Genomic DNA, 16,512 nt, shown 5'->3' with positions numbered 1-16,512 from the left:
CGGACCGGGGCGGCCCGGTGAGTACGTCCCCCACGCCGACGACAGCCCTGGGCGCCTCGATGTACTCCAGCGCCCAGGCCCCCGCCCGCGCGCCGCAGCGGGGCGCCTCGGGAGCCCAGCTGCTCCTCGCCCTGCTGTGCGCCGGCTTCGCGGTGGGGTCCGCGCTCGGCTGGGGATCCGACCGACTCGCCCTGATCATGGGGGACTTCGGCCTGAGCCTCGCGGCGGCCGTCGCCGCGGTGTCCAACTTCGTGTACGCGCGCCGCAGTCGCAGCCGCTTTCGACCCGCCTGGCTCCTGTTCGCGTTCTCCTCGCTCATGGCCAGCTTCGGCAACGGCGTGTGGGGCTGGTACGAGGTCGTCCTGCGCGAGCCGGTGCCCTCGCCGAGCCTCGCCGACCTGTTCTTCCTCTGCTTCGCGCCGCCCGCGATCATCGGCCTGCTCGTCCTCGCCCGGCGGCCCGTTACCAAGGCCGGCTGGATCTGCCTCGCGCTCGACGCCTGGCTCATCGCCGGCTCCCTGATCACCCTCTCCTGGAGCCTCGCCCTCGCGCACACCGCCGAGTTCGAGGGCCAGAGCGTCACCCGCACCGCGCTCTCGCTGGCCTATCCGCTGCTCGACATCGCCCTGGTCAGCATGGTGCTCGCGCTGCACTTCCGGCGCACCCCCGGCAACCGCACGGCGGTGAACACCGCGATCGGCGCGCTCGCCCTCACCGTGATGTGCGACGCGCTGTTCACCTCGCCGCTGCTGCACGCCAGTTACCGCTCGGGCGAGATTCTCGACGCCGGCTGGTTCGCGGGCTCGCTGCTGCTGGCGTACGCGCCGTGGGTGGGTGTCCGGCGCGGGGTGCGCGAGGAGGACCACGCGCCCGGGTCCGGCGGCCGCTACCAGGTCAGTTACACGCGGCCGATCTCCGGCTCGCTCGCCGCGCTCACCCCGTATCTGGCCGCCGCCGTCTGCACGTTGGGCATTCTCTACAACGTGCTGAACGGGCACCGGGTGGACCGCGTCGTGCTCTTCACGGCCTGCACGGTCGTCCTGGCGCTCGTCATGCGCCAGGGCATCATGCTGCTCGACAACATCACGCTCACCCAGGAACTGGCGCAGAAGGAGAACCACTTCCGCTCCCTGGTCCAGGGTTCGAGCGACGTCATCATGATCGCCGCGCCGAACGGGACGCTGAGATACGTCAGCCCGGCCGCCGCGGGCGTCTACGGGCGGGACGCGGAGGACCTCGTCGGCTCCGAGCTCTCGTCGATCATCCACCCCGAGGACCTCGGGCGTGTGATGCACGAGGTACGCAGATTCCTCGCCGCGAGCCAGGTCGAGGAGCCCACTACGCGCATCGAGTGCCGCTTCCGCTCCGGCACGGGCACCTGGCTGAACGTGGAGTCGACGATCAACCGCCACCACGGCGGCCTGATCCTCAACAGCAGAGACGTGACCGAAAGGGTCCGCCTCCAGGCCCAGTTGCAGCACAACGCCGAGCACGACCCGCTGACCGACCTGCCCAACAGGTCGCTGTTCACCAAGCGGGTCGGACAGGCCCTCGCCGGGCGCCGGGCCGGCGACCTGGGCACCGCCGTGCTCTTCATCGACCTCGACGGCTTCAAGCAGGTCAACGACACGATCGGGCACCAGGCGGGCGACGAGCTGCTGGTGCAGGCGGCGAGAAGGCTGGCCGAATCCGTGCGCGCGTCGGACACCGCGGCCCGGCTTGGCGGGGACGAGTTCGCCGCGCTCATCGTCGGCGACGGGGGGCGCGACCACACCGCGAGAGAGCAGCAGATCTACGAGCTGGCCGACCGGCTCAGAATCACCCTGTCCCAGCCCTACACGATCGAGGGGCACGACGGGGTGCGGGTCGCCGCCTCCATCGGCGTCGCCTTCGCCGAGCCGGACATCACCGCGGGCGAGCTGCTGCGCAACGCCGACCTGGCGATGTACCGGGCGAAGGCCGCGGGCAAGGGCCGCGTCGAGCTGTACGCGCCGCAGATGCAGGCCGATGTCGTACGCAAGGCGGAGCTGGCGACGCGGCTGCGATCGGCGCTGCACGAGGGCGAGTTCGCGCTGCTCCACCAGCCGATCGTCTCGCTCGACGACGGCCGGATCACGGCGGTCGCCGCGCAGGCCAGATGGCGCAGCGCGCAGGGCATCCTGTTCACGCCCGCCGAGTTCCTGCGGGTGGCCGACGACAGCGAGCGCACCGCGGAGCTCGGCCGCTGGATGCTGGAGGAGGCCGTCGAGCAGGCCGCCGAGCGCGGGCACAGCGGGCATGCGACGCCGGTCGCCGTGCGGATCAGCGCCCGCAGGCTCCTCGACCGGTCCATGCCGCTCGCCTCCATAGAAGCGCTCCTGACCCGGCACGGGCTGCCCTCGGGCGCGCTCATGATCGAGCTGGCGGACAGCGACCCCAGGGTCCCGCTGGACGAGCTGGAGCGGCGTCTGACGGCGCTGCGCCGCCTCGGCGTCCGGATCGCCCTGGACGGTTTCGGCAGCGGCTATGCGGCCATCACGGCGCTGCGCCGACTCCCCGTCGACGTACTGAAGCTGGACCGCTCGCTGATCGAGGGCGTCGTCGAGTCCGCCCGACTGCACAAGATCACCAGTGGGCTGCTGCGGATCGCGGGCGACCTCGGCCTCGGCTCCGTGGCGGACGGCGTGGACCTGCCCGAACAGGTCGCGGCGCTGCGCTCGATGGGGTGCACGCACGGGCAGGGCATGGCGTTCTCCGGGCCGCTCGACGAGTACCGGCTGCGCCGCGCGCTCACCTCGGGGGAGTACCCCGTCCCCGCGGGGCCCGCCGAGCCGGTGTTCGCGGGCTTCACAGCGCTGCGCTCACATAATGAGACGTCCGTCCCACCTACTTGACACGCCCTACGCGCCGGGGGGAGGGTCAGTGCCATGCGCACCCGAATTCTCGTACTTGGAAAGCGCGTCGGCTGAAGCTGGGACCACCGGTAGAGACACCGGAAACCCGGCGACCGCACCCGGCGCGCTCCCCTCGCTTGCCTCACGGCACGAGGGGTTTTTTGTTGCACCGGTGCCGCTTCAGACCCGCCGCCACCTGCCCGACAAAGACGTAAGACCCTGCAGAACCCTCGCAAAACACCCTCAGCATCGAGAAGAGAATGCCGATGACCGAGCAGGCCACCGGGGCCAGCCAGCCGCAGCCGCGGCCCCGTTCCGGAGGACAGCAGTCCGCCCCCGTCGAGCACGTCACGGGTGCGAAGTCCCTCATTCGCTCGCTTGAGGAGGTCGGGGTCGACACCGTATTCGGTATCCCCGGCGGCACGATCCTTCCCGCGTACGACCCGATGATGGACTCGAGCCGGGTGCGCCACGTGCTCGTCCGTCACGAGCAGGGTGCGGGCCACGCGGCCACCGGTTACGCGCAGGCCACCGGCAAGGTCGGCGTCTGCATGGCGACCTCGGGCCCGGGTGCGACGAACCTGGTGACGCCGATCGCCGACGCGATGATGGACTCGGTGCCGCTCGTCGCGATCACCGGCCAGGTCGTCTCCAAGGCCATCGGCACGGACGCCTTCCAGGAGGCGGACATCGTCGGCATCACCATGCCGATCACCAAGCACAGCTTCCTGGTCACCAAGGCCGAGGAGATCCCGCAGGCGATCGCGCAGGCGTTCCACATCGCGGCCACCGGCCGCCCCGGCCCCGTCCTCGTGGACATCCCGAAGGACATCCTGCAGGCGCAGACGACGTTCACCTGGCCGCCGCAGCAGGACCTGCCCGGCTACCGCCCGGTGACCAAGCCGCACGCCAAGCAGATCCGCGAGGCCGCGAAGCTGATCACGAACGCGAAGCGGCCCGTCCTCTACGTCGGCGGCGGCGTCCTCAAGGCGCAGGCCACCGCCGAGCTGAAGATGCTCGCCGAGCTCACCGGAGCGCCCGTCACCACCACCCTGATGGCGCTCGGCGCATTCCCCGACAGCCACCCGCTGCACGTGGGAATGCCGGGCATGCACGGTGCGGTCACCGCCGTCACCGCGCTGCAGAAGGCCGACCTGATCGTCGCCCTCGGAGCCCGCTTCGACGACCGCGTCACCGGCAACCTGGACAGCTTCGCGCCGTTCGCCAAGATCGTGCACGCCGACATCGACCCGGCGGAGATCGGCAAGAACCGCGCCGCCGACGTGCCGATCGTCGGCGACGCCCGCGAGGTCATCGCCGACCTGATCCAGGCGGTCCAGAAGGAGCACTCGGACGGCCACACGGGCGACTACAGCGCCTGGTGGAACGACCTGAACCGCTGGCGCGACACCTACCCCCTCGGCTACGACCAGCCCGAGGACGGTTCGCTCTCCCCGCAGCAGGTCATCGAGCGCATCGGCCAACTCGCCCCCGCGGACACGATCTTCGCGGCGGGCGTCGGCCAGCACCAGATGTGGGCCGCGCACTACATCCAGTACGAGAAGCCGGCCACCTGGCTGAACTCGGGCGGCGCCGGAACCATGGGCTACTCGGTCCCCGCCGCGATGGGCGCCAAGGCGGGAGCGCCGGACCAGACGGTCTGGGCGATCGACGGCGACGGCTGCTTCCAGATGACCAATCAGGAGCTGACCACCTGCGCCCTGAACAACATCCCGATCAAGGTCGCCATCATCAACAACGGCGCCCTCGGGATGGTCCGCCAGTGGCAGACCCTGTTCTACAACCAGCGCTACTCGAACACCGTGCTGCACGCGGGCCCGGACGGCGAGACCCCGCCCAACAGGGGCACCCGCATCCCGGACTTCGTGAAGCTCAGCGAGGCCATGGGCTGCTACGCCATCCGCTGTGAGCGCCCCGAGGACCTCGACAAGTGCATCGAGGAGGCGAACTCGATCAACGACCGCCCGGTCGTGATCGACTTCATCGTCCACGAGGACGCCATGGTGTGGCCGATGGTCGCCGCCGGCACCTCCAACGACGAGATCATGGCCGCCCGGGACGTCCGCCCCGACTTCGGCGACAGCGAAGACGACTGAGAGCCGCAGGAGAAGGAACCAAGACCATGTCCAAGCACACGCTCTCCGTCCTCGTCGAGAACAAGCCCGGTGTCCTCGCCCGGATCACCGCCCTCTTCTCGCGCCGCGGCTTCAACATCGACTCGCTCGCCGTCGGCGTCACCGAGCACCCCGACATCTCGCGCATCACCATCGTCGTGAATGTCGAATCGCTCCCGCTCGAACAGGTCACGAAGCAGCTCAACAAGCTGGTCAACGTCCTGAAGATCGTCGAGCTCGAGCCCGACTCGGCCGTGGCCCGCGAACTGGTGCTCGCCAAGGTCCGCGCCGACAACGAGACGCGCTCGCAGATCGTCGAGATCGTCCAGCTGTTCCGCGCCAAGACCGTGGACGTCTCCCCGGAGGCCGTCACCATCGAGGCCACCGGCTCCAGCGACAAGCTGGAGGCGATGCTCAAGATGCTGGAACCCTTCGGCATCAAGGAGCTCGTCCAGTCCGGCACCATCGCGGTCGGCCGCGGCTCGCGCTCCATCACCGACCGGAGCCTGCGGGCGCTCGACCGCTCCGCGTAGCGCTTCCGCGCGCCCCCTCTCGTATACCGAGACCCCGAAACCTCTCTTCCGCACCCCGCCGTACGGTGGGACGCAACACCAGCACACCAAGGAGAACCCCAGTGGCCGAGCTGTTCTACGACGACGATGCCGACCTGTCCATCATCCAGAACCGCAAGGTCGCGGTGATCGGCTACGGCTCCCAGGGCCACGCCCACGCGCTCTCCCTGCGCGACTCGGGTGTCGACGTGCGCGTCGGTCTGCACGAGGGCTCCAAGTCCAAGGCCAAGGCCGAGGAGCAGGGCCTGCGCGTGGTCACCCCGTCCGAGGCCGCGGCCGAGGCCGACGTCATCATGATCCTGGTCCCGGACCCGATCCAGGCCCAGGTCTACGAGGAGACCATCGCCCCGAACCTGAAGGACGGCGACGCCCTCTTCTTCGGTCACGGCCTGAACATCCGCTACGGCTTCATCAAGCCGCCGGAGGGTGTCGACGTCTGCATGGTCGCCCCGAAGGGCCCGGGTCACCTCGTGCGCCGCCAGTACGAGGAGGGCCGCGGCGTTCCGTGCATCGCGGCCGTCGAGCAGGACGCCTCCGGCAAGGGCTTCGAGCTGGCCCTCTCCTACGCGAAGGGCATCGGCGGCACCCGCGCCGGCGTCATCAAGACGACCTTCACCGAGGAGACCGAGACCGACCTGTTCGGTGAGCAGGCCGTGCTCTGCGGCGGCACCGCCGCGCTGGTCAAGGCCGGCTTCGAGACGCTGACCGAGGCCGGTTACCAGCCGGAGATCGCGTACTTCGAGTGCCTGCACGAGCTGAAGCTCATCGTGGACCTCATGTACGAGGGCGGCCTGGAGAAGATGCGCTGGTCGGTCTCCGAGACCGCCGAGTGGGGCGACTACGTCACCGGCCCGCGGATCATCACGGACGCCACCAAGGCCGAGATGAAGCAGGTCCTCGCCGAGATCCAGGACGGCACGTTCGCCAAGAACTGGATGGACGAGTACCACGGCGGTCTGAAGAAGTACAACGAGTACAAGAAGCAGGACGAGGACAGCCTGCTCGCCACCACGGGCGCCGAGCTGCGCAAGCTCATGAGCTGGGTGAACGAGGAGGCCTAGGCCTCCACGGAACGGGGTCGCGGCACACGCCGCGACCCCGTTCTCCATCACTCGTCCACGCTGTTGTCCACCGTGTCCAGCCTCGGACGAGTGATCCTTCCGGGGAGGCGCAAGACGCCCTCTCCAGCGCCACTACACTGCTGACTACATTCGCGTTGGGCCCACAGCGTCGTGCGTCTTCCACGCGGCAACCCTCCACCGCCTGCGGCCGTCGGGACGGCCGTCCGCACTGGACCTGTGAGGACTCACGTGAGCACTGCTGCCAACGGCAAACCCGTCGTACTCATCGCCGAAGAGCTGTCGCCCGCGACGGTCGACGCCCTGGGCCCGGACTTCGAGATCCGCCAGTGCAACGGCGCGGACCGGGCGGCGCTGCTGCCCGCCATCGCCGACGTCGACGCGATCCTGATCCGCTCGGCCACCAAGGTCGACGCCGAGGCGATCGCCGCCGCGAAGAAGCTGAAGGTCGTCGCGCGAGCCGGCGTCGGCCTCGACAACGTCGACGTGTCCGCCGCCACCAAGGCCGGCGTGATGGTCGTGAACGCGCCGACCTCCAACATCGTGACCGCCGCCGAGCTGGCCTGCGGTCTGCTCATCGCCACCGCGCGCAACATCCCGCAGGGCTCGCAGGCCCTCAAGGGCGGCGAGTGGAAGCGCAGCAAGTACACGGGCGTCGAGCTCGCCGAGAAGACCCTCGGCGTCGTCGGCCTCGGCCGCATCGGCGCGCTCGTCGCGCAGCGGATGTCCGCGTTCGGCATGAAGGTCGTCGCGTACGACCCGTACGTGCAGCCCGCGCGCGCCGCGCAGATGGGCGTGAAGGTCCTCTCCCTCGACGAGCTGCTCGAGGTCTCCGACTTCATCACCGTCCACCTCCCCAAGACGCCGGAGACCCTCGGTCTCATCGGCGACGAGGCGCTGCACAAGGTCAAGCCGAACGTGCGCATCGTCAACGCCGCGCGCGGCGGGATCGTCGACGAGGAGGCGCTGTACTCGGCGATCAAGGAGGGCCGCGTCGCCGGCGCCGGCCTCGACGTGTACGCGAAGGAGCCCTGCACGGACTCCCCGCTGTTCCAGTTCGACCAGGTCGTCTGCACCCCGCACCTCGGCGCCTCCACGGACGAGGCGCAGGAGAAGGCCGGTGTCGCCGTCGCCAAGTCGGTGCGCCTCGCGCTCTCCGGTGAGCTCGTGCCGGACGCGGTCAACGTCCAGGGCGGCGTCATCGCCGAGGACGTCAAGCCGGGCCTGCCCCTCGCGGAGCGCCTCGGCCGGATCTTCACCGCGCTCGCGGGCGAGGTCGCGGTCCGCCTCGACGTCGAGGTCTACGGCGAGATCACCCAGCACGACGTGAAGGTGCTCGAACTCTCCGCGCTCAAGGGCGTGTTCGAGGACGTCGTCGACGAGACGGTCTCCTACGTCAACGCCCCGCTGTTCGCGCAGGAGCGCGGCGTCGAGGTCCGCCTCACGACGTCCTCCGAGTCGCACGAGCACCGCAACGTCGTCACGGTGCGCGGCACCCTCGGCGACGGCCAGGAGGTCTCGGTCTCCGGCACGCTCGCGGGCCCGAAGCACCTCCAGAAGATCGTCGCCGTCGGCGAGTACGACGTGGACCTCGCGCTCGCCGACCACATGGTCGTCCTGCGCTACGAGGACCGTCCCGGCGTCGTCGGCACCGTGGGCCGCGTCCTCGGCGAGGCCGGCATCAACATCGGCGGCATGCAGGTCTCCCGCGCCGACGTCGGCGGCGAGGCCCTCGCGGTCCTCACCGTGGACGACACCGTCCCGCAGAACGTCCTGAACGAGCTGGCCGCCGAGATCGGCGCCACGTCGGCGCGGTCCGTCAACCTCGTCTGAGGCTGAGGCCTGACGGCTTACCCGAGTACGGCTTGAGGGCCGGGTCACCCACGGGTGGCCCGGCCCTCGTGCGTTCAGCTTCCGGAGGGGCTCGTCTCCGGTTCGATCAGGCCCTCGCGGTAGGCGATGCCGACGGCCTCGGTGCGGCTCGCGGCGCCCAGCTTGGCGAGGATGTTCGAGACGTGGACGCTCGCCGTCTTGCCGCTGATGAACAGCTCCTCGCCGATCTGGCGGTTGGTGCGCCCCCGGCCGAGCAGCCGCAGCACGTCGCTCTCCCGGGCGGTCAGCGCGGCGATCCGGTCACCGGCGGCCGGGGCGTCGGAGAGGCGGCCCCGCCGGATCAGCGTGTCCAGGGCCTCGCGCAGCGGCTCCGCACCGAGCCGGACGGCCGCCTCACGGGCCGCGTACGCCTGCTCGGCGGCCTCCTCGCGGCGGTCGTCGGTGAGCAGCGCCTCGGCCAACCGCCGCCGGCAACGGGCCAGTTCGTACGGTTCGCCGTAGCCGAACGCCGTCACGGCCCGCTCCCAGGCCGTGACGTCGGGGCCGGACTGGGCGCGCACCAGCTCGGCCTCGGCGCGGGCCAGCCAGGCCAGGCCCTCGGGGCCCTGCTCCGTGCCGTCCTCGCCGTGGGCCGCCGTGTCCCGGGCCAGCTCCACCAGCTCGGTGGCGGTCGCCGCCCAGCGGTCCGCGCCCGCCGTGTCACCGGAGAGCCGGGCCGCCTCCGCCGCGTCCGCGACGGCGGCCAGGGCCAGCGCGGCGAGCCGCACGACGGCGTCGGGCCGGGTGCCGCCCGAGACGTCGGTCAGCGACTCGACCGACGCGCGCATCTGCCGCACACAGCCCTCGGCGTCGCCGCGCAGCGCCGCCGCGTCGGTCAGCACGATCGCGGCGACGAGCGCCGCCATCCAGTCGAAGTGATGGTCGAGCAGCCCCCGGGCCCCCGGGACGGCCGTGTCGTACTCGCCGCGGGCCAGGGCCACGTACAGGGCGGGCGCGATCGCGAACCCGCCTGCGGGCGGCAGGAGTTCGGTGTCGGCGGCCGCCGCACGCGCGCACTCGTCCCAGCGGCCCAGCGTGTAGAGCAGCAGGGACTGGAGGTAGCGCAGCTCCAGGGCGTACGGGGAGGTGAGCAGGCCCGCGCGGCGGGCGATGGCGAGGCCCTCGGCGAGCCAGGGCAGGCACGCGTCCAGGTCGCCGGACTCGTAACAGCCGATGGCGAGGTTGTAGAGCGCCCGCATCTCCACCGCGAGGTTCCCGGCGGCGTCGGCGAGGCCGCGGGCCGCCACCAGCCGGTCCCGGCCCTGTGGCGTGCGCCGGTTGTGCGTCTCCAGGCCGACGAGCGAGATGGTCAAGTCGGCCTGCGCGTCGGTGAGTTGGAGCCGCTCGGCGACGGCGAGCGCCTGTCGGGCGACGCGCTCGGCGTCCTCGTTGCGGCCCACATAGCGCGCGGCCAGGACATGGGTCGCGGCGGCCCACACCCAGGTGCCGGAGGGCGGCTCGGCCGGGATCAGCGCCAGCGCCTCGCTGCTGTACGTGAACGCCGCGTCCATGTGGTCGATCCGGATCAGATTGTCCGCGAGGGTGTAGCGCACGCGCGCCGCGAGTTCGGAGTCGGCGTCGGAGCCCGCCCGGGCGAGCGCGGCGCGGGTGAGCTGGACCGCGCGATGCGGGTCGCCCGCGCGGGCCGCGGCGGCCGAGGCGCGCAGGGTGAGGGTGGCCGTGTCGTCGGCCTCGGGGTGCGCGGACGGGTCCACCACCGCCAGCAGTTCGAGCACGGTCTCCAGGTGCCGCAGCTCCTCGGCGGGCGCGCCGACGCGCTGGGCGTGGTCGGCGGCTTCGAGGGAGGCCGCGAGGGCATCGGGCAGGTCGTGGCTCTCGCGCGAGTGGTGGGCGCGCTCCGCCGCGCTCTGCGGCGAACGGCCCTCGCCCCCGAGGAGCGCGGCGAACCGGCCGTGCAGCCGGACCCGTTCGCCGGGCAGCAGATCCGCGTACACGGCCTCGCGGGTGAGGGCGTGCCGGAACGAGTACGTCGCGTCGTCGCCCGGCACGAGGAGCAGGCGGCCGACGGCCTCGCGCAGCGCCGACTCCAGTTCCTCCTCCGGCAGTTGCACGGCGGACCGCAGCAGTTCGTGCCCGACCCGGCGGCCCGCGACGGCCGCGGTGCGCAGGACCTGCTGGGCGGTCTCGGTGAGCTGCTCGACCCGGATGAGCAGCACGTCGGCCAGGCCGCCCAGGTCGTCGGGCGCGGCGGGGGAGTCGGCCGCCGCCCCGTCGCCGGGCAGCGCGGCGAGCAGTTCCTCGGCGTAGAAGGCGTTGCCCTCGGCACGGTCGACGATGCGGCGGACGGTGCTGTCGGGCACGGGACCCGTGCGGCGTGCGCGTACGAGCCGGGCCATGTCGGCGTCGGCCATGGGGCGCAGGTCGAGGCGGTCGACGGCGGGCAGCCTGATCAGCTCGGCGAGCAGCGGGCGCAGGGGGTGGCGGCGGTGCAGGTCGTCCGCGCGGTACGAGGCGAAGACGGCGAGGCGGCGGGGCGGGCCGCCCGGCGCGGGCCGCTGGAGTACGCCCCGGCTGAGCAGGAAGCGGAGCAGGTCGCGGGAGGACTGGTCGGCCCAGTGGAGGTCCTCGACGACGAGGAGCAGCGGGGTCACGTCGGCGAGGTCGGCGAGGAGTCCGGCCACGCCCTCGAAGAGCTGGAGGCGGCTGCCGGGATCGGGCGCGGGGCCCGCGCCCGAGGCTCCGCCGATGAGCCGGTCCACCGCGGGGTACGCGGCGAAGGCCGGGGCGAGCCTGTCGTCGGCCGCTGCCGCGCCGAGGATCTCCGTGAACGGGAGGTACGGCAGGCCCACGTCCCCGAGGTCCACGCAGTGCCCGGTCAGGACGGTCAGGCCGGTGGCGGCGGCGTGCGCGGCGGCCTCCGTCAGCGCCCGGGTCTTGCCGACACCGGCGTCCCCCGCCACCAGGACGGCGCGCGGGTCGCCGGCCGCGGCCCGCTCCAGGACGCCGGTGAGCCGGGCGAGTTCGTCCGCCCGGCCGATGAACGGCGTATCGAATGTCTGAGAGGGCCCGGCAGTAGGTCCCGCGGCGTCGCGGGCTGTGGCACGCACATCTGCGGCGTTGTCGTCAATCACCATCGCTCCGCGATGCCTCAATCCTCCGCCTTGCAGCTGCACGCACCACAGCCCGCTCCTTCTTCCGCGCTACCTACTGCCGGGCCCTCTGAGCCACGGGGCCATCCTGGCACGGTCCCGGCGCGGGCCTTCCTGACTTTCGGGCGGCTCCGCCGGAGCGGGCGGAGCCGGCCAGGTGTCGGCGGCGCCGGCGCGTCAGACCGCCGCCGTCTCGTCCGGCGCCGCTGCCGGGGCGGCGTCCTCGTGGGTCGGCTGGGGCTCGCGCACCACGACCTTGCGCAGGCCCGCCGCGGAGAGGGCCGCGGCGGCCAGGAGCAGGACCGCCCCGGCGATGGCCGCCGCCTGCATGCCGTTGGTGAACGCCTCCCGCGCGGCGGTGGTCAGGGCGCGGCCCGCCTCGCCCGGCAGCCGCGCGGCGACCGCGAGGGCGCCGCCCAGCGTTTCGTGGGCCGCCGCCGGGGCGTCGGCGGGGACGCCGTGGCGGTAGACGGCCGTGCCGATGGAGCCCAGGACGGCCATGCCGAGGGCGCCGCCGAACTCGGCCCCCGTCTCCAACAGGGACGCGGCGGAGCCGGAGTTGGCGACCGGGACGGTGCCGAGCGCCAGGTCCATCATCTGGGACATCACGGTGACGATTCCGGCGGCGAGGACGCCGGCGCCGGCCAGGACGAGCCACAGAGAGTCGGTGCCCGCCACGGCCAGTAGGCCGTATCCGCAGGCCGCGACGGTGAATCCGCCCGCCACGACATGGGCGCGGTGCACGCCCTTTTGGACGAGCCGCGCGGCGACGGGCGCCGCGACACCGACCAGGACCGTCGGAAGCAGCGCCCAGAGCGCGGCCGCCATCGAGCTCTTGCCCAGCACGGACTGGAGGTACTGCGTCGTGAAGTACGCCGAGCCCATCATGCCGAAGGAGGAGACGAGGTTGAGGACGACGGCGGGGGCGAAGCCGCGGCCGCGGAACAGGGCGGGGGAGATCAGCGGGGACCTCGTGGTGCGCTGGCGGTGCACGAAGAGGGCGGCGAACAGCAGGCCGACCGTGATCGAGACGACGTAGCGCACGTTCCAGCCCTCGGAGGGGATCTCCTTGATGCCGTAGATCACCGGCAGCACGGCCGCCATCGACAGCGGCACGCTGAGCAGGTCGAAGCGGCCGGGCTCCGGGTTCCTGGACTCCGGCAGCAGGACCGGGCCGAGGGCCAGGAGCAGCACCATCGCGGGCAGGTTGACGAGGAAGACCGAGCCCCACCAGAAGTACTCGACGAGGACACCGCTCATCACCGAACCGAGCGCGACGCCGCCGGTCATGACCGCCGACCACATGCCGATCGCCTTCGCGCGCTGCCCGGCGTCGGTGAACATCGTGCGCACGAGCGCCATGGTCGACGGCATGAGCGTCGCTCCGCCCACCCCGAGGAGCGCGCGGGCGGCGATGAGCGTCTCCGCGCTGTTCGCGTACGCGGCCAGCAGCGAGGCCCCGCCGAAGGCGGCGGCGCCGATCAGGAGCAGCTTGCGGCGCCCGATGCGGTCGCCGAGCGAGCCCATCGTCATCAGCAGGCCGGCGAGCACGAAGGCGTAGATGTCGAAGATCCACAGCTGCTGGGTGCCGCTCGGCGCCAGGTCGGCGCTGATCTCGGGGACCGCGAAGTAGAGGACGGAGACGTCCATCGAGACCAGGAGCAGCGGAAGCATCAGCACGCCGAGGGCGGTCCACTCGCGGCGCCCGGCAAGGGGTGCGGCGGGTGGGGTGGTACTCGTCGGGTTCGTCATGCCGGGAACTGTACGAGCGTCTTAAACGCTTGTCTAGTACGAGCGTTTAAGACGCACGTATAAGACGTTCGTCTGAACGCGGGCTAGGGTGGGCCCATGGGACATCGCGAGGATCTGCTCGAAGGCGCCAAGCGCTGCCTGGTGGAGAAGGGGTTCGTGCGCACGACGGCGCGCGACATCGTCAAGGAGTCGGGGGCCAATCTGGCCTCCATCGGCTACCACTACGGATCGAAGGACACGCTGCTCGCGCAGGCGTACGTGGCCCTCGTCGAGGGGGCGTCGCTCGACTGGGGCGAGCCGAACGAACTGGCGGGCGCGCCGGGCTCGCTGGAGCGCTTTCACGCGCTGATGGAGAACGTCGTCGCCAGCCTCGGCAAGCCGGACTCCGTGTGGCACCTGAGCATCGAACTGCTGACGATCGCCGACAAGATGCCCGCCCTGCGGGAGTACCTGGCGCAGGCCCAGGCGGAGGCCGGGCGCGGCTTCATCGGCATGATCGTGGGGGAGGAGCCGCCGGCCGACGATCCGCAGGTCGCGACGCTCGGCGGGCTGCTGTCGGTGCTGTTCCTCGGGCTCGTCGCCCAGTACACCTTCGACGCGGAGACGTCACCGTCCGCCGAGCAGCTCACCGAGGGGCTGCGGCAGCTGTTCGAGCTGTCACAGGCGTGATGCCTTCAGCCCCATGTGCAGGAGCAGCCGGTCCTCGCCCTCGTCCAGGTCGAGGCCGGTGAGCTGCTCCACCCGCGACAGGCGGTAGTACAGCGTCTGGCGGTGGATGCCGAGGGCCGCGGCCGTACGGCCCGCCTGGCCCGCGCAGTCGAGGAACATCTCGGCGGTGCGCGCCAGTTGGCGGTGCGCGGGGGAGAGCAGCGGTGCGACCGCCGGGTCGTGCGCGGCCTCCGCGGGCAGCGCCGTGAGCAGCCGGTACGGGCCGATCGACGACCACTGCGCGTCGGGGCCGAGGTTCGGATCGGCCAGCGCCGCGCGGGTCGCGGCCGTCGCCTCCTGCCAGGCCGTGGCCAGTTCGGCGAGGTCGTCGCGCGCGGCGCCGACGCCCGCCGCCACCGGGGAGCCCGCACGGCCACGCAGTTTCGCCGCCGCCGTCAGCGCGGGCGCCAGGGCCTCGCGCGAACGCAGCCGCACCAGCAGGGCGAGGCACTGGCCGGTCACCCCCCACGGCACCGTGCACAGCGCGTCCGCCGCCGGGATCGTGCGGACGGACGGGGCGTCGTCCGGGTCCGCCGAGGGCCACGGCGCGACGCAGACCACCGCGTGCAGGCCCGGCGCCCGGCTGCCGAGCGCCGTGCGCAGCGCCGCCACCGCCATGTCCCGCTGCCAGCCCCGCTCCGCCGTGAGCACGGAGTGGAACTCGCGGGTCAGGTCCGCGCCCGCCTGCGCCTCGTCGGCGAGCTGCGCGCCGATCCGTCCCGTCACCTCCATCGCGGCATCGAGCTGCTCCCGCGTGGGACCCGGATCGTCGTCGAGCAGCCATACGTAGCCGAGGACGAAACCGTGATGGCGTACGGGAAGACAGATGCGGCCGCGGTAGACGCCGGCCTCAGGGGTCGCCGGGATCCGGACCGGCTCCTTGGCGCTCGTGATGCCGAAGCCCTCGAACCAGGAGCGGACCGCCGAGGTCGAGCCGCGCGTCAGGATCGAGCGGGTGCGCACCGGGTCGAGCGCCGTCTCGTCGAACTCGGTGTCGCTGTCGGTGACCTGCGCCCCGAACGCGATGAGCCGGAAGTCCCGGTTCTCCAGGGTCGCCGGGGCGCCGAGCAGGGCCGAGATCTCGTCGACCAGTTCCTGGTAATCGCCTTTCACCCCGCCATTCTCGCCCATCCCGGGCGCCCCTTCATACAGATGTCTGAGGTGACGGCCACAGATGCGTGACAGCTGTCGATGGCACAGGATCGGAGGGATCCTTAGATTTCACGGTGGTTCCACGTGCTGTTCCCCGTTTGCGGCGGTACGGCACGTTTCTCAACTCATGCTTCGTGGAGGTGCCCCGTGCTGGCTCCCTTGATCCTCGCCGCGTCGCGCAGCGACAAGATGCGCGCCTTCGTGTCGGCGGCGCCGGGCACGAAGCAGGTCGTGGACCGCTTCATCGCCGGCGAGTCGGTCGACCAGGTCGTGCCGATCATCGAGGACGCCGCCGCCAAGGGCCTGGAGGTCACGCTCGACGTCGTCGGTGAGGACATCACCACCGTCGAGCAGTCGCAGGCCGCGCGGGACGCCTACCTGGAGCTGGTCGGCCGCCTCGAGAAGCTCGGCCTCGGCACGAAGGCCGAGATGTCCGTGAAGCTGTCGATGTTCGGCCAAGCGCTGGAGGGCGGCCACGAGCTGGCCCTCGCCAACGTCCGCCCCGTCGTCGAGGCCGCCGCGAAGATCGGCACCACGGTCACCCTCGACGCCGAGGACCACACCACCCTCGACTCGATGTTCGCCATCCACGAGGAACTGCGGAGGGACTTCCCGCAGACCGGCTGCGTCATCCAGGCCTACCTGTTCCGCACCGAGGACGACGCCCGCCGGCTCGCCGCCGCCGGCAGCCGCGTGCGCATCGTGAAGGGCGCCTACAAGGAGCCCGCCGAGGTCGCGTACCAGGACAAGGCGGAGATCGACAAGGCGTACGTGCGCATCATGCGCATCCTCATGGAGGGCGCCGGGTACCCGATGATCGGGTCCCACGACCCGCGGCTCGTCTCCATCGCGCAGGAGCTCGCCCGGCAGGCCGGGCGCAAGCTGGACGAGTACGAGTTCCAGATGCTGTACGGGATCCGCAGCGACGAGCAGCTGCGGCTCGCCGCCGAGGGACACCGGATGCGTGTCTACACCGCGTACGGCACCGACTGGTACGGATACTTCATGCGCCGCCTCGCGGAGAAGCCGGCCAACCTGCTCTTCTTCGCCCGCTCGATTCTGACGAAGGGCTGAGCCATGGCCGACTCGGCACGGCAGTACGTGTTCGTGCACCCCGGATTCGGCCGGGGGTCCGGGGGTTGTCCCCCGGGAAGGCACAGCATGCGCCGCCTCGCGGAGAAGCCGGCCAACCTGCTCTTCTTCGCCCGCTCGATTCTGACGAAGGGCTGAGCCATGGCCGACTCGGCACGGCAGTACGT

Annotated in this window: 11 protein-coding genes; 8 read left to right on the top strand and 3 right to left on the bottom strand. The window is 71.7% G+C overall.

Annotated features, from left to right (window positions below):
* The first annotated feature begins 59 nt into the window (after positions 1 to 59).
* The 5 genes from ACFV9W_RS30270 to serA all read left to right on the top strand — a co-directional run bounded on the left by ACFV9W_RS30270 (position 60) and on the right by serA (position 8,492).
* The gene (locus ACFV9W_RS30270) at positions 60 to 2,873 is read left to right on the top strand and encodes a putative bifunctional diguanylate cyclase/phosphodiesterase (protein ID WP_385767209.1); all 2,814 of its coding nucleotides are present in this window, start codon (positions 60 to 62) and stop codon (positions 2,871 to 2,873) included.
* 266 nt (positions 2,874 to 3,139) lie between these two features.
* Positions 3,140 to 4,990 carry an acetolactate synthase large subunit gene (locus tag ACFV9W_RS30265; RefSeq protein ID WP_385767110.1) on the top strand — a complete coding sequence of 617 codons (1,851 nt, stop codon included), beginning with the start codon at positions 3,140 to 3,142 and terminating at the stop codon, positions 4,988 to 4,990.
* Between the two features lie 26 nt (positions 4,991 to 5,016).
* Positions 5,017 to 5,541 (top strand): acetolactate synthase small subunit, encoded by a 525-nt coding sequence (gene ilvN, locus ACFV9W_RS30260; RefSeq protein WP_385767107.1) that lies wholly within the window; start codon positions 5,017 to 5,019, stop codon positions 5,539 to 5,541.
* Positions 5,542 to 5,642: 101 nt separating this feature from the next.
* The gene (gene ilvC / locus ACFV9W_RS30255; protein WP_385767104.1) at positions 5,643 to 6,641 is read left to right on the top strand and encodes a ketol-acid reductoisomerase; all 999 of its coding nucleotides are present in this window, start codon (positions 5,643 to 5,645) and stop codon (positions 6,639 to 6,641) included.
* A 249-nt stretch (positions 6,642 to 6,890) separates the two neighbouring features.
* Complete coding sequence (gene serA / locus ACFV9W_RS30250) at positions 6,891 to 8,492, top strand: phosphoglycerate dehydrogenase (protein WP_385767102.1); 1,602 nt, start codon at positions 6,891 to 6,893, stop codon at positions 8,490 to 8,492.
* A 74-nt stretch (positions 8,493 to 8,566) separates the two neighbouring features.
* Here the strand turns inward: serA and ACFV9W_RS30245 are convergent, their stop codons facing one another.
* On the bottom strand, positions 8,567 to 11,626 hold the full coding sequence (locus tag ACFV9W_RS30245; protein WP_385767099.1) for an AAA family ATPase: 3,060 nt from the start codon (positions 11,624 to 11,626) through the stop codon (positions 8,567 to 8,569).
* A gap of 192 nt (positions 11,627 to 11,818) precedes the next feature.
* Entirely contained in the window at positions 11,819 to 13,393 is a 1,575-nt protein-coding gene (locus tag ACFV9W_RS30240) for an MFS transporter (protein WP_385767096.1), read from the bottom strand.
* A gap of 96 nt (positions 13,394 to 13,489) precedes the next feature.
* Here ACFV9W_RS30240 and ACFV9W_RS30235 point away from each other — a divergent pair, with 96 nt between their 5' ends.
* Positions 13,490 to 14,062, top strand: coding sequence for a TetR/AcrR family transcriptional regulator (locus ACFV9W_RS30235; protein WP_385767093.1), 573 nt, complete (start codon positions 13,490 to 13,492; stop codon positions 14,060 to 14,062).
* Here the strand turns inward: ACFV9W_RS30235 and ACFV9W_RS30230 are convergent.
* Positions 14,051 to 15,232: a PucR family transcriptional regulator gene (locus ACFV9W_RS30230; protein WP_385767091.1), complete on the bottom strand. Its 1,182-nt coding sequence runs from the start codon at positions 15,230 to 15,232 to the stop codon at positions 14,051 to 14,053. The genes ACFV9W_RS30235 and ACFV9W_RS30230 overlap by 12 nt on opposite strands.
* Before the next feature lie 168 nt (positions 15,233 to 15,400).
* Between ACFV9W_RS30230 and ACFV9W_RS30225 the strand changes: the two genes are divergently transcribed.
* Positions 15,401 to 16,327, top strand: a complete 927-nt coding sequence (locus tag ACFV9W_RS30225; RefSeq protein WP_385767088.1) for a proline dehydrogenase family protein — start codon at positions 15,401 to 15,403, stop codon at positions 16,325 to 16,327.
* A 3-nt stretch (positions 16,328 to 16,330) separates the two neighbouring features.
* The gene (locus ACFV9W_RS30220; RefSeq protein ID WP_385767086.1) at positions 16,331 to 16,483 is read left to right on the top strand and encodes a hypothetical protein; all 153 of its coding nucleotides are present in this window, start codon (positions 16,331 to 16,333) and stop codon (positions 16,481 to 16,483) included.
* The last annotated feature ends 29 nt before the right edge of the window (positions 16,484 to 16,512 follow it).

It is taken from the genome of Streptomyces sp. NPDC059897, from assembly GCF_042730865.1.
In the GTDB taxonomy this organism is placed as follows: Bacteria; Actinomycetota; Actinomycetes; order Streptomycetales; family Streptomycetaceae; genus Streptomyces.
This window is presented reverse-complemented; position numbering and strand designations above follow the sequence as displayed.